This window comes from Terriglobia bacterium, from assembly GCA_020072845.1.
GTDB lineage: Bacteria > Acidobacteriota > Terriglobia > Terriglobales > Acidobacteriaceae > JAIQGF01.
In genome coordinates this window covers 1-20,462 of record JAIQGF010000018.1, presented here as the reverse complement: position 1 = coordinate 20,462, position 20,462 = coordinate 1, and the positions used below count along the sequence as shown (strand labels likewise).

Sequence of the window (20,462 nt, the reverse complement as noted above, 5' to 3'; positions counted from 1 at the left end):
AGGTTTTATGACAAGCAAAGCTGCTGCTGCAAAGAAGCCCGCTACGGCGGGCCGCGCCAAGGTGGCCGGACCGAAGCCGGCGTACGGCAAGGTGCGCCTGCCCGAAACCGATCAGGGGGCGGTCGTATTCCGCACCGATCCGCTCATCATCAAGGACCATTACGAGATCGACTACATCCACAGCTACGGCGAGGACTCCCCGTTTTTCACGGGATTGGCCCAGGGCAAGCTGATGGGCAGCGAATGCACAGGATGTGGCTACCGCTTCGCCACGCCGCGCGCCTACTGCATGGCATGCGGTGGTCCCACGCGATGGATTGAACTGCCTCTTGAGGGCCGCGTGCACACCTGGACCACCTGCCACTTCGGTTCGGAGGCCTTCCTCAAGGAGACTCCGTTCAACCTGGCGTTGGTCGAGTTTGATGGCGTGAACACATTATTGCTGGCGCGCTTGCTGGGAGTCACTGAGAAGGAGATCCGTGTCGGCCTGCCCGTCAAGGCCAAATTCCGAAGGCTTGCCCAATTCAAACCGACGGATGTGTATTTCATCCCGGCGGAGAAAGCTTGAACTCAAGCAAGTTGTCGTTCCGAAAGCAGATGAGAGTTTTGGCGAGCGACAGCCACACGTTTAGTGGAGGCCCACCCGGCCGCGGGTGGATTCGACGAGCTTGGCGGAGTCATAGCCCACGCCGTCCTTGAAGACGGTCTCGACGTTCTCAATGTCGGAGATGTTTTTTGACGGATCACCATTGATCACGACGAGGTCGGCCTGCTTGCCGAGGGCGATGCTGCCGATCTTGTCGGCGACGCCGAGCCACTGGGCGCCGTTGAGGGTGGCGATCTTGATGGCTTCGATGGGGGTGAAGCCGGCCTCGACCAGGAGCTCGACTTCGCGCTGGTCGCCGAAGCCGGCGACCACGCCGCCGTAGCCCGTCGGGTCGAGTCCGGCGAGCAGCAGCCCGCCCGCCTTGGCGAAGGCGTACTCAAACTGCATTTCTTTCTTCAACAGTTCGGGCCAGGGCGAATCCTTGGCGCCGGCGATGCGAGCGCGGGTGGTGAGGTAGTCGTTGCGCGATTCCGGCAGCATGCTGTCGAGGACGCGCGTCATGTATGGCGACGGTTTCGGCGGCGCGGCCGGAGATGCCGGCGGCAGCGACATCGCGGGGCGATTGGGGACGAAGGTTTCAAATACCGGGAGGGTTGAGGTCACGGCCGTGTGGTGCGTGACCAGATCCTTGATGATCTGCTGGATCTCCGGCCCGCTGACATCGAGCTTGAGCAGGGAGTCGCGGATGGCGGTCTGCTCGGGACACTTATCGGTCTGCTTGCCAGGCGCGACCTCTCCATCAACAACCAGGCCGTGCTCGAGGTCGTCAATGCCGAGCGCGGCGGCCTCGCGCAACCCGATGGAGCACAGGTGGCCGGTGACTTTGAGCCCGCGCTTGTGGGCTTCATCAATCGCGGCGCTCAACTCGGCGCGAGTGATGTGCATGTACGCCTTGAAATCATGCGCGCCTTCTTCGGCCCAGTAGGCGACGGTGCGGCGCGCGTCGTCGGCATCCTTGAGCTCGTGCATCTGCGCAGTGTAGGCGCCCGCGCCTTCCAGATAAGGCCCGGTGGGGAAAATGTGCGGCCCGGGTGCACGGCCGGCATCAATGTCGCGCTTGATGGAAAGGTCGGTATAAGCATCCAGCGAGCCGGTGGTGCGAATGGTGGTGACGCCGCCGGCGAGATACAGGCGCGGGGCGCTGAAATCGAGCTCGCTGTAATGAATGGGATTCAAGGCGCCGGGATAAACCAGGTGATCGTGCATGCCGACCAGGCCGGGAATGACGGTGTGGCCGGAGAGATCGAGAACCTTGATATCGCCGACGAGAAATTGGTCGTACGGTGCGTCCTGGACGGCTTCGATCCGCCCCTTGCGGATGAGGATCGTCTGGTTCTCGCGCGCGGGGGCGCCGGTTCCGTCAATGACGCGCACGTGAGTGAGGGCGACGGCGGGGGCGTCAACGGTGACGAAAGCTCTGACCGCGGGAGAGAGGGTTTGCGTCTGAGCTGAAGCAAAAGTGGCAAACAGAAATAGGGACGCGAGCAGACGTTTCATCGTGCACTCCGAAAGCAGATTAGAGTAACGCATGGCACGCTGCACACGCGAGGTCTCGATTCACAATGCCTGCAGCACACAATCAGGAACACCCCCACCCTGTCGCTCCAAACCCGGGAGCGACAAGGGTGGGGCAACCCCAAGGTCCCTCGACTCGGACACCTTTCAACTTCGCTCAAGGCAGGCTCCACGTCGGCGTGTCCTCGCTCGGGATGACATTCGCTTCGATTTGCGCGAACACACGCGGTTCGCGTGTGCCACATGACAGAATTCGGCGGATGCTAGAATCAAGTGTTCAACGCCACTGGCCGAAGCGGCTAGCGAAGCCCGTCTTGAAATTCCATGGATCGCCAGCACATCCGCAATTTCGCCATCATTGCCCACATCGATCACGGGAAAAGCACGCTCTCGGACCGGCTGCTGGAGCTGACGGGAGCGCTGTCGGCGCGCGAAATGGAGGGACACGAGCAAGTGCTGGACGCGATGGACCTGGAGCGCGAGCGCGGGATCACCATCAAGGCGCACTGCGTGCGCATGAATTACACCGCGCACGACGGCGCAACCTACCAGCTCAACCTGATTGATACCCCCGGGCACGTGGATTTTAGCTACGAAGTTTCGCGGGCGCTGGCCTCGTGCGAGGGCGCACTGCTGGTGGTGGACGCCACGCAGGGAGTGGAAGCGCAGACGCTGGCCAATTCCTACCTGGCGATCAATCACGGGCTGGAGATCATCTGCGTCATCAACAAGATTGATTTGCCGAGCGCCGACGTGGAACGCACCAAGGAGATGATCGAGGGCGCGGTGGGGCTGGACGCGTCGGAGGCGCTGCTGATCTCGGCCAAAACCGGGCAGGGCGTGCCGGCGGTGCTGGAGGAGATCGTCAAGAAAATCCCGCCGCCGAAGGGCTCGCCGGAGGCGCAGCTGCAAGCGCTGATCTTCGATTCGTGGTTCGATCCCTACCGCGGGGTCGGGGTGCTGATGCGGGTTTTCCAGGGCACGCTGCGCAAGAAACAAAAGATCCGCTTGTGGTGGAACGGGAAGGTGTTCGAGGTGGAGGCGCTGGGCGTGCAGTCGCCCAAGCCGGTGGAGGTGGAGGAACTGGTGGCGGGCGAGGTGGGGTTCCTGTTCGCCAACTTGAAGAACGTGGCGGACACCAAGATCGGGGACACGATCACCGACGACGACCGCCCCGCGATCGAGCCGCTGCCGGGCTTTGAAGAGCTGAAGCCGATGGTGTTCGCCGGGATGTACACGGTGGACGCGCACGAGCACACGATGTTGCGCGAGGCGCTGGAGAAGCTGCGGCTGAACGACTCGTCCTTCTTCTTCGAGCCGGAAAGTTCGGTGGCGCTGGGCTTCGGATTCCGCTGCGGATTTCTCGGGCTGCTGCACATGGAGATCATCCAGGAGCGGCTGGAGCGGGAATTCAACCTCGACCTGATTACCACCGCGCCGGGCGTGCGCTTCCGGGTGACCAAGACCGACGGCGAGGTGATGGAGGTTGACAATCCGTCGAAGTGGCCGCCGCAGGGCGAGATCGAGAAGATCGAGGAGCCGATTATCCTGGCGACCATCATCTCGCGCGAGGAATATGTGGGCGCAATCTTCAAGTTGGTGGAAGAGAAGCGCGGCAAGCAGAAAAATTTCGAGTACCTCACCGGCGGGCGGGTGATGCTCAGCTACGAGCTGCCGCTGAACGAGATCGTGCTCGATTTTTACGACAAGCTGAAGAGCGTGTCGCGCGGGTACGCGTCGCTGGATTACCACCTCGCCGGCTACTGGGAATCGGACATGATCAAGCTGGACATCCTGGTGGCGGGCGACTCGGTGGACGCGCTGTCGATCATCGTGCATCGCGATTTCGCGTACGAGCGCGGGCGCGCGCTGGTGTCGAAGATGCGGGAACTGATTCCGCGGCAGATGTTCGAGGTGGCAATCCAGGCGGCGATCGGCGCCAAGGTGATCGCGCGCGAAACCGTGGGCGCGATTCGCAAGAACGTGCTCGCCAAATGCTACGGCGGCGACATCACACGCAAGCGGAAGCTGCTGGAAAAGCAAAAAGCGGGCAAGCGGCGGATGAAGCGAATCGGCAAAGTCGACATTCCCCAAGAGGCCTTTCTGGCGGTCTTGCGCGTGGGCGAAGACTAGGCGAAGAAAAATTGGCGGCTAACTTTCATTTCCCGTCTTAAGACCGCGTCAAATAAAGAAAATCCGGCTGGCCCATCCCCGCCGATAGTTGCCGATTGCCAAATTTTAATCTGATTGAAATGTGCAAAACTGCAGTTGGCAAGACCACCTAAGTGGAACCCGATTAGGGAATATTGAGGCGGAATCCTGAGGCGGCTAAGGTGTTGATTCCTGAAGAAATTGGCCGCTGCCACAGTAACCATGCAGACTGTGTAAGTAGCTGTTTTCGTGGTGGGTTGTTACAAGCACAGCGAGGAATTGCACAGAGATTTGCACAGATTTGCGGAAAACGGAAGCACGGGCTCGAATGCATTATCGGTTTCGAGATGGGAAACCGAAACGATTCCGGCCCAACGACCGAGAGCAGCGGTATAGGCGAGCAAAAAGAAACAGGCCGCCAGGGATGGCGGCCGTTGAATTTTCAGCCATCGGCTACGGCTTTGGCGCCGGCGGTTTGGGCGCGGGAGGCCGCGTCGCAGTGCCGGCCGGTTTGGCAGCACCGCCCGGCGCGGAGACCGGAGCGGCAACACTGGACTGGGAGTTATAGGTGTTGACAATATCCTGGGTGACGTCGGAGGTCTGGGCGGCCCAGAGCACCGGGCTCTGCTGGCCGGAGACGTCAAGGATCACCGAGTAGCCGCCCTGCTTGGCATACTTATCGAGCACCTCGAGCAGCTTGCCGCCGATCCGATTGGCGATTTCATTCTGCTGGGCCTGGAAATCGGCTTGCGCGTCCTCGGCCTGGCGCTGCAGACTCTTCTGCTTGGTCTCGATGTTCTTGACCATGTCAGCGCGCGACTGTTCATTCAGCTTGTCGCCCTGGGTCTGGAGCTGCTTCTTCAGGTTTTCGATTTCCTGGTTCAGATTATTGAGCGTGGACTGGGTCGGCTCGAACTTTTTCTGCAACGCCTCAAAGTCGCGGCGGCCCTCATTGGTCATCACGATCGCATTCTGGATGTTAATGATGCCGATGCGGGCGGAGGCGGAGGTGGAGGGAGCAGCGGGGTTCGCGGCAGCAGGAGTGCCAGCCTGAGCCAGTGCGGTGACGGTCAACAGCGCTGCCGGCAAGATGAAGCGGAAAAGCTTACGTGTCATGAGTTGGTTTTGGACTCCTTGGAGCGACGCTCTCGGACTTCCTCAGAAACACCTCAAAACGGGCACATCCGTGCAGAAGGTTTCACGGGAATCTCGATTATAGGGCGAGCACGGGCCAGCGTCAAACCGGGAACTGGCGCGGGGCGGGGATCAGCGGCGCGAATCGTAAAGACCCACATCTGCCAAAAGCGGCGCAGATGTGGGGCACCGACGCCCGCAAAACGGTTTTCTGAAACCGACTTTAAAAAGTGGTGGCCACGGTGAAACGGAAAGTGGTCTTGGGTTCCTTCAGCTTCCAGTGCGGAGCGTAGGAACTGACCGCCTGCAGAAAACTGAAATCGCCAGCGCCGCCCGCCGGGAACATGGTGCGGGTGATCAGGCTGGGCGTGTCGGTGGGGGTATCGAGCCGCAACGGATTATAGGCCCAGTAGATGCGGAACGGCGCGTTGACCACCGGCATGATGACCTGCAACTCCAGGCCGGTGGAGGCGCGCGGTCTCCAGTTCGAGGCGCCGACGATCTTCAGGCCCTTGTTGAACGACTGGAAGACACCACCCACGCAATTGAAGGAGGCATCGAGCGCGGGACAGCCGAACGCGGTGGTATTGAGAAGATTCAACTGGGTGGCGTTGACCTGCAACTGGCCGGGACGGGCGATACCGTCGAATCCGATGTCGAAAAACGGCGCCAGCGTAACCGGGCCGACGATGGGAATGCGGTATTCCAAGTTGGTGACCACGCTGGTGTCGCCGCCGGGGAAGATGATGCGCTGCACCGGAAGAGGAACGGTCACGGTGCCCTGGCGGGGATTGTTGGGATCCTTGGGTACAGCGGTGCCATCCGGATTGGTGAGCGGGAAATCCACGCGCTCGACAAAGAAGGCGACCGGCGAAATGGCACGGATGTCAAAGCCGCGAATGTCGGTATCGCCGCCCATGAAGAAGCGCTCAAAGGGCGGTGACACGTGGCCGCCGTAGCCGCTGATGAAGGAACCCTGCACGCGGATGCCGAAGGTGTTGCGGCCGTCGCCATTGGGCTTGAGGCCCTTCATGGGCGTCCAGCGGGTGAACGACATGACCGGGCGGACGAAGGCGACGTTGCCGCCCATGCCGGCGATGTCGCCGCCGATGAAGATGTTGCGTCCGCGGTGCGGGTGAACCGGGCTGTCCACCGTGTTCCAGGTGAAACTGGGAATCAGCTTGCTGGTGACGATGCCGGTCAGCGAATTGGGCCCGGAGATATTGCGGAAGTTCAGTTCCTGAAAATAGAGCTGCGAGAACGTACTGAACACGCTGATGGAGGAGACGTCAAAGGAATACCCCAAGCTGACGCGCTTGAAGGAGCGCCGGATGGGATAACTCAAGCTGGTGGTGAAACCGGTGCGCGACTGGCTGAAGTTCTGCAGCGATTGCAGGACGTTGTCGGGAAGATTCAGCTGCTGGCCGGCGATCAGGTTGGCCTGCTGCGCCTGGTTGAAGTTGAATTTCTGGTTGAACACGGTGAAGCCGAACTGCAAGGGGCGGTCGAACACGTAGGGCTCGGTGAAGCCGAAGGAAAGATTGCGCTGGCGGCTGCCGACGCTGGCCTGCAGAGTGAGGGTTTCACCGAGGCCGAGAAAGTTGTTGGTCTCGTAGGTGAGGCCGATGAAAGAGCCGGCCAGGCCGCTGACGCCGCCGCTGAGGCCAATGCTGTTCTTGCCCTTCTCCTTGACCTTGAGGGTGATGTCAACCGTGCCTTCCTGGTTGTTCTGCTTGACCTCGGAATCCTGCTCCGGCTTGAGGACGTCGAAATAGCCGAGCTGGTTGAGCCGCAAAATGCTGAGCTCCCACAGCCGGCTGTTGTAAACCCCGCCTTCCTCGATGGCGAGTTCGCGGCGGATCACCTTGTCGCGGGTGGTGGTGTTGCCCTTGAACTCGATGCGGCGCACGGAGAATGGCTTGCCTTCGTCGAGGTCAATGGTGAGGCTGATCAGCTTCTTCTCATCGTCAAACTGGGTGTCGGGGACAGGGGTGAAGTTGATGAAGCCGAGCGAACCATAGGCGTCGCGGAGGTTCTTGAGGCCCTTGCGCACCAGTTCGATGTTGAAGATGTCGCCGTCTTTCATGGGGATCGAGCGGCGGAGCGCCGCGGCGTTGGTGATCGCCTTGTTGCCGGTGAACTTAATCTCCTTGAGGTGGTAGCGGTCCCCTTCCTCGACGGGAATGGTGATGTCCACCACTTTACCGGGGCCGTGCATGATGAGCGGAATGTGGAGGCCGCTGCTGCCCACGTCGCGGACCTGGGTTTTGGGATCCTGGACGACGGCCTTGAAGTAACCCTGGCGCTGAAAGGCGTCGCGCACCATCTCGGTATCTTCACTGAGCTTGGCGGCGTTGTAGGTGCGGCTGAAAATGTTTTCCAGAATGATGGAGTGCGGGATGCCGATGGGGCGCATGTTGCGCATGGCATAGCGCAGGGTGCGGCTGTTGATGTGCTTGTTGCCCTCGAACTTGATTTTGCCGACCTTGATCTTGGGGCCTTCCTTGACCACGAAGGTGATGCCCACGGCGGCCGGAGGAATGGGACGGACCTCGGTGCGGATGGCGGCAAACTGGCGGCCGTGCTCGGCCAGAAGCTCCTTGATGACAACTTCGGCGCGCTTCACGCGAGTGGGATCGTACTGGCTTTCCTGGGTGAGCGATACCTTCCGTTCCTTGAAGCGGTCGAGCACATCGCTTTGCGAAACCGAACTGAGTCCCACGTACTTGATTTCACGAATCGTGGGTTTTTCTTTGACGTAGATGTGGATGACCCACCCTTTGGGGGTCTGCTCGCGCTCGAAGCGGATATCGTCGAAATAGCCGGTATTCCACAGCGAGTTGAAGTCGCGTTCCAGGGCGGCCTGGTCGTAAACGTCTCCCGGCTTGGTGAAAATGCGGGCCCGGATTGTCTCAGCAGGGATACGGCGGTTGCCATGCGGGATGGTGTCCACAATCAGGTCCTGCTGGGCCAGGGCGGGAACGGAACACCAGAAAAACGAGGCAACCAGGACGAGCAGTGACAGCAGGCGCCGCGCCACCGCCGCCCGCTGAAGGCGCGTAAGTGGAGCCTTTCCATCGCGTACGACGGCCAGAGCATGGTCCAGAGGATAAAGAATAGTCCGACCCTCAATCGCAAGTAGAAGCGGAATTGGCCATTATACAAGGCAACGCGAGTTTCACGCCAAAGAGCGTCGCGCGGCCGGCGATCATCCCACGTAGTTCCCAACCCGCATCACGGGAGAATCTCTCGGCGGTGCGATGTGGGAGATGAGGCGGTGCGATCGGCTGAGCGCCACACCGGCCGGGATCAGGCGGGCAGGGCGGGTTGGACTTCCACCAGGACGGAATAAAACGTGCCGCCGCCGCCCATGTCGGTGAGCCGCGCGGAGGTCAGGACGTTGATGTTGCGGGCCTGCCCGGTGAGCTTGGCCCAGTTCAGCCGCGCCGCCACCACCCCCGGGCGAGTGGCGCCGTTGACCCGCGCGGTCAGGAGAATTTCGCCGCGGGAATTGAACACGCGCACGCGATCGCCATCCGCAATGCCGCGCGCCTCGGCGTCGGCGGCGCTGATCTCCAGCAGATCGGGATTTTCCATTTTCTGCTGCGGCGGAAGATTGGCGAAGGTGGAGTTGAGATAGTTGTCGCACTTGCGAGCCAGCAGTTCGAGCGGGTAGCGCGCATCGCCGCTGTGACGCGACTCCTTGGGCGGCGTGAACGAGACCACCGGATCGAGTCCTTGCGCGGCGAGTTCCTGGTTGAAGAGCAGCGCTTTGCCGGTGCGTGTCGGGAAACCGTGGGCGAAGGGGAGATAGAAGCGGTTGGGTACCGCGCCTCCGGCGCTCGCCGTCATCTGCTTAACTGACCCACCGCTGCCGCGGTGGGCTAACGAATCCCGCGACTCCGTCGCTGAATTGTCCTGCCGAGGCAGATTCAGGCGGACGAAGTGCTCGCGTTGCAGGCGCGCGCGATCGATGCCCGCCAGGTGCGGATGCGGCGACGACAGCGCCAGATCGATCATGTCGTCCACGGATTCGCGGAAGCACGCATCGCCGAATCCCATGCGCAGCGCCAGCGCGCGAAACAGTTCCACATTGGAGCGGCACTCGCCGAGCGGCTCGATGGCCGGGTTGGAAATCTGGATGTAGTAATGGCCGTAGCCGGTCTGCAGGTCCTTGTGCTCGAAAAAGGTGGTCGCGGGCAGGATGATGTCGGCGTAATCGGTGGTGTCGGTGAAAAACTGCTCGTGCACCACGGTGAACAGGTCAGTCCGCAGCAGGCCGCGCACCACGGAATTGTGGTCAGGATTGACGGCCGCGGGATTGGAGTTGTATACGAACAACGCTTGCACCGGCGGATCGCTCACCACATTCAGGGCGCGTCCCAGCTCGACCATGTTGATGACGCGCGTGGGGCGCGGCATCAGTTCCTCTCCCTTGAGCGCGTTCTTGTTCAGGTTGTGACCTTCGCTGGTGGAGAGCTGCAGTCCGCCGCCGACTTGTTTCCAGGCCCCGACGAGGCACGGCAGCATGCAGACGGCGCGCACCGCCATGCCGCCGTTTTCGCTGCGCTGGACGCCGTAGTTAAGGCGAATGGCGGCGGGAGGCGTGGTGGCATACTCGCGCGCCACCTTGACGATGTCATGGGCGGGAATGCCCGTCCAGAGCGCCACTCGGTCGGGCGGATACTCCTGCACGCGGGCGCGAAGCTGGTCGAATCCGAAGGTGTGCTGCGCGACGTACTCGGCATCGCAGAGGTTCTGGTTAATGATGACGTGCATCATGCCGAGGGCGAGCGCGACATCGGTGCCGGGATTGATGGGCAGATACCAGTCGGCGCAGGCGGCGGTGCGGGTGCGGTAAGGATCAATGACCACCAGCTTGGCGCCGTTGCGACGCGCTTCCTCGATGAAGGGCCAGAGGTGGACGTTGTTGCCGTGGATGTTCGCGCCCCAGGCGATGATGTAGCGGGAGTGCGCGAACTGCTCCGGCTCGGTGCCGAGCTTGGCGCCGTACACCGACTTGATGCCGACTTCCCCGGCGATGGAACAGATGGTGCGGTCCAGTTGCGACGCGCCCAGGCGATGGAAAAAGCGCCGGTCCATGGACGCGCCGTTGAGCACGCCAAGGGTGCCGCCGTAGGAATACGGAAGGATCGCTTCGGCGCCGTGCTGGCGCGCGATCTGCTGGAAGCGGGTGGCGATTTCATCGAGCGCTTCGTCCCAGGAAATGCGTTTGAAATCCTGCTGATTGCAAACGCGTGAGCCCTTGGGGCCGATGCGGCGATAGGGACAGAGGACGCGGTCGGGCGAGTAGACGCGATCCAGATACTGGGCGACTTTGGCGCAGAGAAACCCGCGCGTGACCGGATGGCCGGGATCGCCCTGAATGCGAATCGCGCGTCCGTCCTGAACGGTGATCAGAACGCCGCAAGCGTCGGGACAGTCATGAGGACAAGCGGCGTGGACGACCTTGGTTGTCATAGGCCGGTGTGACAACCAGCATACCAGCACCCCAGCACGCGCAAAAATAGCGCGCGATTGGGCCCCCGCAACCCGCAGGGATAAAACTAGCGATAGCGGTAGTCACAAACCGGACAGTGGAGCGCGAAGGGGTCGCTGTCGAACTCCACCAACTCGGCACTGCACACCGGGCAGAATTCCTGATCTTCAGCGGCAAGGAGGTCGAGTTCGTCGTCCACGGCAACCTCCCCGGAGGAGTCGTTGATGGAGTAGACGGCGAGCGCGGAATCAACATCGTGACGCATGGCGCACCTCCGAATTGGCCTATTGTCCGCTCAAGGCAAGCCTTGCGCTGTAATTTTCGTGCGCCAACTTGAAACGTGAGTTTTATTTTGGGAAAAGGTCGATCGGTCGTTCGGCCTTTCGGTCACTCGGTTCTTCGGTCTATCGGCCTTTGATGGACTGATAGACCGAGAGACCCTACACCGTCATGACTTCTTTTTCCTTGGACTTGCTGAGCTCTTCCATCTTCTTGATTTCGTCGTCGGTGAGGCGCTGGATTTCGTCGAGGGCGCGGCGCTCGTCGTCCTCGGTGATCTTCTTGTCCTTGAGAGTTTTCTTGATTCCGTCGTTGCCGTCGCGGCGGATGTTGCGGACGGCGGTGCGGTGCTCCTCGAGCATCTTGTGCAGGTGCTTGACCATGTCGCGGCGGCGCTCTTCGGTGAGGGCAGGCACCGGGACGCGGATGAGCTTGCCGTCGTTCATCGGGTTAAGTCCGAGATCAGCGGAGCGGATGGCCTTCTCGATGCCGCCGAGCGAACTGGGATCGAAGGGCTGCACGGTGATGAGCTGCGATTCCGGAGCGTGCACCTGCGCGATCTGGTTGAGCGGCATCACGGAGCCGTAGTACTCCACCTGGACGCCGTCCAGCATGTGCACCGAGGCGCGGCCGGTGCGCACCGCAGCCATTTCCTGGCGGAAGTCCTCGACCGCCTTGTCCATGCGGGTCTTGAGCTGGACGAACTGGTCCTTGAGCGCGGGATTCGCGGCCATGGTGGGCTGAGCCATATCGTCTCCGATCAGAACCGGGAATTATAAACGAAGGCTGCGCCGCCGGCTCCAGGCGTCAGGCAACGACCCCCATCCGCCAACGGCGGGCAGATGTGGGGCACCCTAGAACAGTGAAACTGAATCCGTGAGTGCCCAGAGCGGTGTGGAATCAGGCGAGAATTACGAACGCATACGCCGATAAGTTCAATTGAACGAAACGTGCACCGTCGGCCCCGGTTTGAACCGCGACATTGCCCGCGCCCCCGTACAGGAATCTCATGGTTGACCCGTCCGCGTGAAAGCTGGAGTCCACGATGACGCAATCGTTTCGCGGCTGGCCGGAGACATTGTAGGCGACCAGCACTTCCTGCCCGTAGAGCAGGCGCGAAAAGGCCAGCGTGTACGTGGTTCCAAACGGAAAACCGAAGTGCCGGCCATCCCCGGAGATCTGCCGGTAGTACATGCGGCCAAAACGCAGCGGCTCAAGGGTGCGCATGACTTCGGCGATCTTGGCGATCTCCTGGTAGAGGCGGCAGCCGGTATTGAGCAGATTTCGACCCGGCTTGGTTTTGTCGAACATGGCCTCGCGCATCTGATTGTCGCCGCCCTGTCCGGAAAAGCCCTGCTCGTCGCCGTAATAGATGCAAGCGGTGCCGAGGGCGCACAGCAAAAAACCGACGGCGGCGATCACTTGCTCATCGGGAGCGCCGTTAGCGAAGCGTCCAGAAGGTTGCCAAAAGGAATCGTGGTTATCAACGAACCTCACCAGATAGCGACCGATTTCGCCGCGGTTCAGGGCCCGCTGTTGCTGTGCCTGCAAGCGATTGAAGAGCGTCTGCGGTCCCTTGAAGCCCTTGAGCACGTCGCGCAGGGGCGCGTTATTGTCGTCACCGTAGACGCCTTCCGCCAGACGAAAGTCGAGGACGGAATCGAGCCCGAAAAAGACCGTATCGTTGCCCTCCGTCACCGAAGTGTTCTGCCCGATGTAGCGATTGTAGATGTCGTCGTCGGGAGAGGCGACCTCGCCAAACAGGAAAAATCCATGTTTGCCGAGAGCGTAGGCATACTCGCGGAGATTGGAACAGAAGCGTGAACAGGCGACCGCACTCATGTGCTTGACCGCGTCCACGCGAAATCCGTCCACATCGGCTTCGCGGATCCAGTAGCAGTGAGCCTTGATGAGGGCGTTAATGACGGCGGACCCGATCGCATCATCGTCGTGGGCGAAGTCCTTCAAGGTGTCGATGTCGCCGTGTTGCACCTCGGGATCGGCGTCATAATTCCGAATGCGGCCGCGACGGTGATACCAAGTTGGATCGCGCAGCTCGGATGGGATCGGGCGGTCGTTGCGCCTCCAGAAGCCGAAGGGAAACTGCTGGTCGTTGAAATAAAAGTAAGGGTCGTCCCCGGGGTAGGCCCAATTGTCCCCCGAGTGATTGATTACCACGTCCAGGATGATGCGCATCGGCCAGGGCTGCCCGTTTCTGCGGCAGCGGTGGGCAGCGTCGACCAGGTCAATGAGGTCCTGCTTGGCACCGAAATTGGGATCGATATCGAGATAGTTGTTGATGTTGTACCCGTGGTACGCACCGGGATTGTTCTCAAATACCGGAGAAAGCCAGATAGCGGTGCAGCCGAGGCCGGCGATGTAGTCCAGATGAGCGGTTATGCCTTTGATTTTGCCACCGTAAAATCCATCGGGTGTTGGGATTCCGGCCGAGCGATTGGGCTGCAGAACGGGGGTTCGGCTCTGGTCGTCGTGAAAGCGATCGACCATGAGGAAGTAGATGAACTCTTCCCGCCATTCGCGTTCAATGCTGAAGTACTGCTTGCCAGGAACCGGACGGAGATCAATTTGCGAGATCGACGTGGGGGCAGGCATGGGATAACTCCTCCTCGGCCTGTGGAATTCGGATGGTCACCGCTGGATGGGGCCAGGCTGTGGCGATGGCTGCATCAAGCGGAGCCTTCGTACCACAAAATCGCCCAAGCCTGACCAACGACTCTGAATTGTTACGAAATTGGAACAACCAGCGGCTGCCGCGGCATTCAGGCACTCACCAGGGAGCCGATTTTTTCGCCGGTGACGACGCGGCGGATGTTGCCGTGGTGATTGAGGTTGAAGATGATGATGGGAAGGTTGTTGTCCTTGCACAGGCTGATGGCGGTGGCGTCCATCACCTTGAGGCCTTTTTTCAGGACTTCCATGTAACTGATCTGGTCGAACCTCTTGGCGTCTTTGACGACGACCGGATCCGCGTCGTAGATGCCGTCGACCTTGGTGGCCTTGAGAATGACCTCGGCCTTGATTTCCATGGCGCGGAGGGAGGCGGCGGTGTCGGTGGAGAAATAAGGACTGCCGGTGCCGGCGCCGAAAATAACGACGCGCTCTTTCTCCAGGTGACGAATGGCGCGGCGGCGGATGAAGGGTTCGGCGACCTCGTGCATCTCGATGGCGGACATGACGCGGCTGTAGACGCCGCGTTTTTCGAGCGCGTCCTGCAGGGCGAGGGCGTTGATCATGGTGGCCAGCATGCCCATGTGGTCGGCGGTGACGCGGTCCATTTCGCGGGCCTGGTCGGCGAGGCCGCGGAAAAAATTGCCGCCGCCAATGACGATGGCGATCTGTACGCCGAGGGAATGGACGTCCTGGATCTCGGCGGCGATTTCATGCACGCGGATGGGGTCAACGCCGAAGCCCTGACCGGCGGCGAGGGCCTCGCCGGAGAGCTTGAGCAGGATGCGCTTGAAGACTGGTGTAGACATTACAGTTTCAGTTCCGAGTTTCAGTTTCAGGCTGCCAGCTTCTTAGTTTCGCACTACGGCAGGTGCGCTGGAAACTAGAATCTGAAAACCAGTAAGGGCGGCCGCAGCCGCCAGGTCCTTCTCCCTGACGCTTCGTTTCCTCAGCGTCAGGGCCCAGGATTTCGCCTGCGGGCTCCCCGCCTCGGCTGCGCTCGGCGTCACGCCCGCAAAGCGGCTCAAGTTATTTCGCCGGTTCTTCCGGCGAGGCATCCGCCGGTTTGGTGGAGGCGATGGTGGCGCCGGGATCGCCGACCTTGAAGCGGGCGAAGCGGCGGACGGCGATGTTCTCGCCCAGCTTGCCGATCTTGCCGGCAATAAGCTGCGAGACCGTCACCGTCTGGTCCTTGATGAACGGCTGCTCGTAGAGGCAGACCTCCTCGTAGAACTTGCCCATCTTGCCTTCCACGATTTTCTCGACCACGTTGGCGGGCTTACCGGTGGCGGCGGCCTGCGCGCGGTAGATGTCCTTCTCCTTTTCGAATGCTTCGGGAGTGACATCTTCCTTGCGGATGTACTTGGGGTCGCTGGCGGCGATGTGCATGGCGATGTCGTGCACCAACTCCTTGAAATCATCGGTGCGGGCCACGAAGTCGCTCTCGCAGTTGACCTCCACCAGCACGCCGATCTTGCCGCCGGCATGGATGTAGCTGGCGACCGAGCCTTCGCTGGTGGCGCGGGCCGACTTCTTGGCGGCCACAGCCATGCCGCGCTTGCGGAGCACGACGACGGCCTGCTCCATGTCGCCTTTGGCCTCGACCAGGGCGTTCTTGCAATCCATCATGGGAGCGCCGGTCTTGTCGCGCAGCTCCCGAACCTGGGTAGCGGAAATGTTCACCGTACTAGTGCTCATCAGAAGGACCTTTCATGCCAAGCCGAACAAATTTAGACCCGCGCCGGGATAGCGCGCGGGTCGCGAAAACCAGTTTCGAGTTTCAGCTTCAGTTTCAGCGAAACTGACAATCTACTGGGTATGCGCCTCGGCGTGGCGGGCGTCGGGCACGTCGGCCTCGACATCGGCCGGGGCAGGCTGCTTGCGCACGCCGCCTCCCAATACGTCCTCCATGCTGACGTCTTCGCCAGTATCGGCGGCCACTTCGCCGGTGGGTCCGGCGGTGGCGGCGGCAGCGGCTTCGGCCTGCTGCGCGGCCTGGACTTCGGCGACCTGCTTGTCGGTGGCGGCCTGCGAGCCTTCAATCACCGACTCGGCGATCTTGGAAGCGAACAGCCGGATGGCACGCAGCGCGTCATCGTTGCCGGGAATCACGTAATCCACTTCGCTGGGGTCGCAGTTGGTGTCCACGACAGCGACCACCGGAATGCCCAGCTTGCGCGCCTCGCGCACGGCGATCTGCTCCTTGTTGGAGTCGATCACGAAAATGGCGTCGGGCAGGCGCGACAGATCCTTGATTCCGGCAAGGTTTGCCTGCAGGTGCTTGCGCTCGCGCTCGAGCTTGATGACTTCCTTCTTGGGGAGCAGCTCGTAACGGCCGTCGGTGGCCATTTCGTCGAGTTCCTTGAGCCGCTTCACCGATTTCTGAATCGTGATCCAGTTGGTCAGCAGACCGCCCAGCCAGCGCTGGTTGACGTAGTACATATGGCAGCGCTGCGCCTCTTCGGCGATGGCATCCTGCGCCTGGCGCTTGGTGCCGACGAACATCAGGATCTTGCCTTCGGCGGCCATGTCCTGCACGAACTTGGACGCTTCCTTGAACATCTTCAGCGTTTTTTGCAGGTCAATGATGTAAATGCCGTTGCGCTCGCCGAAGATGTACTCCTTCATCTTGGGATTCCAGCGCTTGGTCTGGTGCCCGAAGTGGACGCCCGCTTCGAGCAACTCCTTCATGGTGATGGTAGCCAATCAACCTCCTTATTGGATTGCATCGCGGCGCGGGGCCGCGATTACTCCCGTCCCGCCCAAAGGTGCGAGCGGGGATTTGAAAAACAGTTTCAGTTTCAGTTTCGAGTTTCAGCAAAAGCAACTCGAAACTGATCTCTTGATCTTGAGCCGCATCGTTTCGAGCCGCCAGCCCTTGCGGAAACTGAAACTCGAAACCGAAACTTCTTTAACGCTTCGAGAACTGGAAGCCCCTTCGGCTTCGCTGCGCTCCGCTCAGGGCTTCGGCGCCTGGCGCCTCAGGCCCGGCCAGCGAGCAAATCATCGTTTGCTGAACTGGAAGCGCTTTCTTGCGCCTTTTTGGCCATATTTCTTGCGTTCCTTGGCGCGGGAATCGCGCGTCAGGAAGCCTTCCGCCTTCAGGCGGGCCCTCAGTTCGGGATTGAACACCAGCAGGGCGCGGGCAATACCCATTTTCACGGCGCCCGCCTGCCCGTTGACGCCGCCGCCATTGACGGTGGCGAGGACGTTGAAGCTGCCGGTGGTTTCGGTCAGGACCAGCGGCCGCCGAGCCAATATGCGCTGCGTCTCGGTTACGAAGTAGCGCTCAAACGGCAGGTTGTTGACTTTAAACTCGCCGCTGCCTGGACGAAGAAACACGCGGGCGATGCTCGATTTGCGCCGCCCCGTACCGTAATATTCGACAGTTTCAGCCATGTTAGCTATCAGCTTTCAGCTATCAGCTCTCAGCCAATGCTGTCTGCTCTAAAATCCCTTCGAAAATATTAGCGCCGGTTGCGCTTTGATTCTCACGGGCCAGGGACCCGTGCCACACTACAGTTAAGCCTGCTTGGCGAGCGACAATCCTTCCGGCTTCTGCGCCTGGTGGGGGTGCTTGTCGCCGCGATAAACCTTGAGCTTCTTCGCCATGGAGCGGCCCATCTTGGTCTTGGGCAGCATGCCCTCGACGGCTTCCTGGACCACCAACTCGGGTTTGCGGGCAAAGCGCTTGCGAAAATCCTCTTCGCGGAGGCCGCCCGGATATCCGGTGTAGTGGCGATAGACCTTGGACTCGCTCTTCATGCCGGTCAGGCGAATCTTGTCGGCGTTGATGACGACGACGTGATCGCCGGTGTCAATGAACGGCGTATAGCGCGGGTTTTCCTTGCCGGCGAGGATGCTGGCGACCCGCGTCGCCAGGCGGCCGAGGGTCTGCCCCGCCGCATCCACGACGTACCATTTGCGCGCAATTTCCCCCTGCTTGGGGAAATAGGTAGACATCGGATATCTCCCAGAAAAAAAACGCAAAGAAGACCGCTGGACTATCCTCCGAAACACAGAGGATTCCCTAGGCGGGCAACTGCAGAGTTGCAAACCATAGACTATAGCGGAATCAGGGAGGAACGTCAACGAATCCGGCCCGCAACCACCTCCGGGGCCAGTTCCGCCGGAGGCATGGCACCAGGATGGGAATCGAGCGGCAGATCAAGGCATCCCAAAGGAGCCGTATTGCATTGACAGGCGCGCGGGCGGGCGTAATTTGTCGCTAGAAGATCGTGGGGCCGGAGCGCCGAAGACGGCAAACGAGGAGTTTGCCCTCACCTCTTTCGGGGAAGACCCGGCCCCCACGTAGCTTTTAGCCTTTAGCAATTAGCGGTTAGCTGGTTTCGGCAGGGTTCCAGGTTCTTTTTCCGCTTTGAAGTTTCCTCTCTCCTCCGGTTGGTTGTCTCTCTAGTTTTTTTCTCCTGAATAGCGACGACGGGGAACATGACGATGGGTTGAGGGCATCCGATACAATCAATCGGGGACATACTGAATGAACCGATTGGTGTTTGCCAACCTGGTGCACCGGCCGATCCGGACGCTGATCAGCGTGGTCGCGATCGCGGTGGAGGTCACCCTGATCCTGGTGATCGTCGGGCTGTCCATCGGCATGCTGAACGACGCCAGGGAGCGGCAGGCGGGAATTGGGGCGGACGTGATCGTGCAGCCGCCGGGGTCGTCGTTCCTGGCCGGAGTGACGGGAGCGCCGGTGTCGGTGAAGGTTGCGGGAGTGATTGCCAAGCTGCCGCACGTCGCCGCGGTGAGCCCGGTGGTGATGCAGATGAGCACGTCGGGAACCGTCGAGGTGATCTACGGGATTGATCTGCAGAGCTTCGAGGCGTTGGGCGGCCCGTTCCATTACCTTTCCGGTGGCCCCTTCACCGGGCCTGACACGGTGCTGGTGGACAACTACTTCGCCGAGGCCAACCACGTGACGGCCGGCGACACGATTTCCATACTCAATCACGAGGTGAAGGTCGCGGGCGTTGTGGAGCAGGGCCGGGGCGCGCGCAAAATTCTCCCCATCGAGACACTGCAGACCTGGGTCGGCGCGCAGGGCAAGGCCTCGGTGTTCTACCTGAAGCTCGATGATCCGAAGAATGCGGCGCTGGTGGTGAGCGAAATCAAAAGCGTTCCCGGCATGCAGACCTACAAAGCGCTGACCATGCGCGACTACCTGTCGCTGTTCACCGCCGGGAACCTGCCGGGATTGAAAATCTTCATCGAGGTGGTGATTGGAGTCGCGGTGGTGATCGGTTTCATCGTCATTTTCCAGTCCATGTACACGGCGATCATGGAGCGCACGCGCGAGATCGGGATTTTGAAGTCGCTGGGAGCGTCGAAGCTGTACATCGTGAACACGGTGCTGCGGGAAACCATCCTGCTGGCCATGGCGGGCACGGCCTTGGGCATTGGAGTGAGCTACGCGGTGAGCCACGCGATCCTGGCAAAATTCCCCACGCTGCGGGTGGTGATCCAGAGCAGTTGGGTGGGGTATGCCGCCATGATCGCCATGGCGGGCGCGATCCTGGGCGCGCTGTATCCGTCGTACAAGGCGGCGCAGAAGGACCCGATTGATGCGCTGGCGTATGAATAGGTTTTGGGTTTTGGGTTTTAGGTCTTAGGTTTTGGGTTTTAGGTTTTGGGCCACAGGGTTCGGTGTGAGGCGCGGTTGTGCGGCGGGAGTACAGTGGCCGATTTTCATTTCAGGAGGCCGGTATGAGTGGCACTTATGAGGACCTGAAGGTGTGGCAAAGGGCAATGGAGCTCGTGTACTCCGTATATGAACTCACACAGCGCTTTCCAAAGAATGAACAGTACGGGTTGACGTCGCAAATTCGACGCGCTGCTGTGTCCGTGCCCAGCAATATCGCGGAAGGCAAAGGGCGTCTGACGAATAAAGATACAGTCGTGTTCCTTTGCCATGCGCGCGGGTCGCTGTTTGAAGTGAACACGCAGCTGTTGATAGCAAAACACCTGGGGTACATTGCCGCCGGCGAAGCGGAGAGTACCCAAAGCTTATCGGCCGAGGTTGGGCGCCTCCTAAACGGGCTCATCTCGTTCGCCGCCACAGCCTAAAACCTAATACCCAAAACCGAAAACCTATTGCCGCGGAGCATTTCCGCTGTTGGAGGCGGCGGTGGACGCGTCCTTGTCGAGCTGGACCAGTTGCGAGCCCGGCGGCTGATTGAGGACGAACGCCTCTGGTCAATCGGCGGTCTGGCAGTGACTCACGGCTCCCTGGATGAAGTCGGCATCCCTCACAAGGTCATCTACGGGATGCCCGATGAACCCGGGATTATGGACTCCATCCTCCGTTTCGCCCGCGCCGCGCGTGTGAAGAACCACTTGCGCAGATCTCGTTTCGGCTCGATAGGAGGGCACGGGATGGGGATCTATACCGGGCCGATCGATCCGGCCCAATGGATGAATGAATTTGGCTTGACGGTGGGCTTTTTAGATCAGCAGGAGGTGGTAACCGAAGGAGAGAGCCTCCCACAAGAGTCGATATATGCTTATTATCAAACCTTGCTCCAGGAATATGGCACCGTTCCGGCATACGATCAGGTCACCGAGCGCTCC

The 20,462-nt window shown here is 60.7% G+C and carries 17 protein-coding genes; 5 read left to right on the top strand and 12 right to left on the bottom strand.

The window, feature by feature from the left end:
* Window positions 1–7 precede the first annotated feature (7 nt).
* The gene (locus tag LAN70_17045) at window positions 8–568 is read left to right on the top strand and encodes a Zn-ribbon domain-containing OB-fold protein (GenBank protein ID MBZ5512857.1); all 561 of its coding nucleotides are present in this window, start codon (window positions 8–10) and stop codon (window positions 566–568) included.
* Between the two features lie 60 nt (window positions 569–628).
* Here LAN70_17045 and LAN70_17040 read toward each other — a convergent pair whose 3' ends face one another.
* Window positions 629–2,104 (bottom strand): amidohydrolase family protein, encoded by a 1,476-nt coding sequence (locus tag LAN70_17040; protein ID MBZ5512856.1) that lies wholly within the window; start codon window positions 2,102–2,104, stop codon window positions 629–631.
* Between the two features lie 342 nt (window positions 2,105–2,446).
* Here LAN70_17040 and lepA point away from each other — a divergent pair, with 342 nt between their 5' ends.
* The gene (lepA, locus tag LAN70_17035) at window positions 2,447–4,255 is read left to right on the top strand and encodes a translation elongation factor 4 (protein ID MBZ5512855.1); all 1,809 of its coding nucleotides are present in this window, start codon (window positions 2,447–2,449) and stop codon (window positions 4,253–4,255) included.
* Between the two features lie 471 nt (window positions 4,256–4,726).
* Here lepA and LAN70_17030 read toward each other — a convergent pair whose 3' ends face one another.
* The 11 genes from LAN70_17030 to rplM form a co-directional block, all read right to left on the bottom strand.
* Complete coding sequence (locus tag LAN70_17030) at window positions 4,727–5,389, bottom strand: OmpH family outer membrane protein (protein MBZ5512854.1); 663 nt, start codon at window positions 5,387–5,389, stop codon at window positions 4,727–4,729.
* Window positions 5,390–5,630: 241 nt separating this feature from the next.
* A complete protein-coding gene (bamA, locus tag LAN70_17025; GenBank protein ID MBZ5512853.1) occupies window positions 5,631–8,417 on the bottom strand; it encodes an outer membrane protein assembly factor BamA in 2,787 nt (928 codons plus the stop codon).
* A gap of 299 nt (window positions 8,418–8,716) precedes the next feature.
* Window positions 8,717–10,888, bottom strand: coding sequence for a molybdopterin-dependent oxidoreductase (locus LAN70_17020; GenBank protein MBZ5512852.1), 2,172 nt, complete (start codon window positions 10,886–10,888; stop codon window positions 8,717–8,719).
* A gap of 86 nt (window positions 10,889–10,974) precedes the next feature.
* The gene (locus LAN70_17015) at window positions 10,975–11,172 is read right to left on the bottom strand and encodes a hypothetical protein (protein MBZ5512851.1); all 198 of its coding nucleotides are present in this window, start codon (window positions 11,170–11,172) and stop codon (window positions 10,975–10,977) included.
* Window positions 11,173–11,347: 175 nt separating this feature from the next.
* A complete protein-coding gene (gene frr / locus LAN70_17010) occupies window positions 11,348–11,935 on the bottom strand; it encodes a ribosome recycling factor (GenBank protein MBZ5512850.1) in 588 nt (195 codons plus the stop codon).
* Window positions 11,936–12,086: 151 nt separating this feature from the next.
* The gene (locus LAN70_17005) at window positions 12,087–13,799 is read right to left on the bottom strand and encodes an alpha-amylase (protein ID MBZ5512849.1); all 1,713 of its coding nucleotides are present in this window, start codon (window positions 13,797–13,799) and stop codon (window positions 12,087–12,089) included.
* A gap of 167 nt (window positions 13,800–13,966) precedes the next feature.
* Entirely contained in the window at window positions 13,967–14,683 is a 717-nt protein-coding gene (gene pyrH, locus LAN70_17000) for a UMP kinase (GenBank protein ID MBZ5512848.1), read from the bottom strand.
* Between the two features lie 220 nt (window positions 14,684–14,903).
* Complete coding sequence (gene tsf / locus LAN70_16995; protein MBZ5512847.1) at window positions 14,904–15,572, bottom strand: translation elongation factor Ts; 669 nt, start codon at window positions 15,570–15,572, stop codon at window positions 14,904–14,906.
* A 111-nt stretch (window positions 15,573–15,683) separates the two neighbouring features.
* A complete protein-coding gene (gene rpsB / locus LAN70_16990) occupies window positions 15,684–16,580 on the bottom strand; it encodes a 30S ribosomal protein S2 (GenBank protein MBZ5512846.1) in 897 nt (298 codons plus the stop codon).
* A 297-nt stretch (window positions 16,581–16,877) separates the two neighbouring features.
* A complete protein-coding gene (rpsI, locus tag LAN70_16985; protein ID MBZ5512845.1) occupies window positions 16,878–17,273 on the bottom strand; it encodes a 30S ribosomal protein S9 in 396 nt (131 codons plus the stop codon).
* A gap of 123 nt (window positions 17,274–17,396) precedes the next feature.
* Window positions 17,397–17,837 (bottom strand): 50S ribosomal protein L13, encoded by a 441-nt coding sequence (rplM, locus tag LAN70_16980; protein MBZ5512844.1) that lies wholly within the window; start codon window positions 17,835–17,837, stop codon window positions 17,397–17,399.
* Between the two features lie 535 nt (window positions 17,838–18,372).
* On the opposite strand from rplM, the gene LAN70_16975 reads away from it, so the two are divergent.
* From LAN70_16975 to LAN70_16965, 3 genes are all read left to right on the top strand, one after another.
* The gene (locus tag LAN70_16975) at window positions 18,373–19,476 is read left to right on the top strand and encodes an ABC transporter permease (GenBank protein MBZ5512843.1); all 1,104 of its coding nucleotides are present in this window, start codon (window positions 18,373–18,375) and stop codon (window positions 19,474–19,476) included.
* 122 nt (window positions 19,477–19,598) lie between these two features.
* Window positions 19,599–19,958 carry a four helix bundle protein gene (locus LAN70_16970; GenBank protein ID MBZ5512842.1) on the top strand — a complete coding sequence of 120 codons (360 nt, stop codon included), beginning with the start codon at window positions 19,599–19,601 and terminating at the stop codon, window positions 19,956–19,958.
* 27 nt (window positions 19,959–19,985) lie between these two features.
* Window positions 19,986–20,462 (top strand): hypothetical protein (locus LAN70_16965; protein MBZ5512841.1); only part of this gene is annotated, 477 nt, incomplete at its 3' end.

Coding starts and splice junctions, on each gene's coding strand:
- LAN70_17045 (MBZ5512857.1), top strand. CDS start 8: ATGACAAGCAAAGCTGCTGCTGCAAAGAAGCCCGCTACGGCGGGCCGC.
- LAN70_17040 (MBZ5512856.1), bottom strand. CDS start 2,104: ATGAAACGTCTGCTCGCGTCCCTATTTCTGTTTGCCACTTTTGCTTCA.
- lepA (MBZ5512855.1), top strand. CDS start 2,447: ATGGATCGCCAGCACATCCGCAATTTCGCCATCATTGCCCACATCGAT.
- LAN70_17030 (MBZ5512854.1), bottom strand. CDS start 5,389: ATGACACGTAAGCTTTTCCGCTTCATCTTGCCGGCAGCGCTGTTGACC.
- LAN70_17020 (MBZ5512852.1), bottom strand. CDS start 10,888: ATGACAACCAAGGTCGTCCACGCCGCTTGTCCTCATGACTGTCCCGAC.
- LAN70_17015 (MBZ5512851.1), bottom strand. CDS start 11,172: ATGCGTCACGATGTTGATTCCGCGCTCGCCGTCTACTCCATCAACGAC.
- frr (MBZ5512850.1), bottom strand. CDS start 11,935: ATGGCTCAGCCCACCATGGCCGCGAATCCCGCGCTCAAGGACCAGTTC.
- LAN70_17005 (MBZ5512849.1), bottom strand. CDS start 13,799: ATGCCTGCCCCCACGTCGATCTCGCAAATTGATCTCCGTCCGGTTCCT.
- pyrH (MBZ5512848.1), bottom strand. CDS start 14,683: ATGTCTACACCAGTCTTCAAGCGCATCCTGCTCAAGCTCTCCGGCGAG.
- tsf (MBZ5512847.1), bottom strand. CDS start 15,572: ATGAGCACTAGTACGGTGAACATTTCCGCTACCCAGGTTCGGGAGCTG.
- rpsI (MBZ5512845.1), bottom strand. CDS start 17,273: ATGGCTGAAACTGTCGAATATTACGGTACGGGGCGGCGCAAATCGAGC.
- rplM (MBZ5512844.1), bottom strand. CDS start 17,837: ATGTCTACCTATTTCCCCAAGCAGGGGGAAATTGCGCGCAAATGGTAC.
- LAN70_16975 (MBZ5512843.1), top strand. CDS start 18,373: ATGAACCGATTGGTGTTTGCCAACCTGGTGCACCGGCCGATCCGGACG.
- LAN70_16970 (MBZ5512842.1), top strand. CDS start 19,599: ATGAGTGGCACTTATGAGGACCTGAAGGTGTGGCAAAGGGCAATGGAG.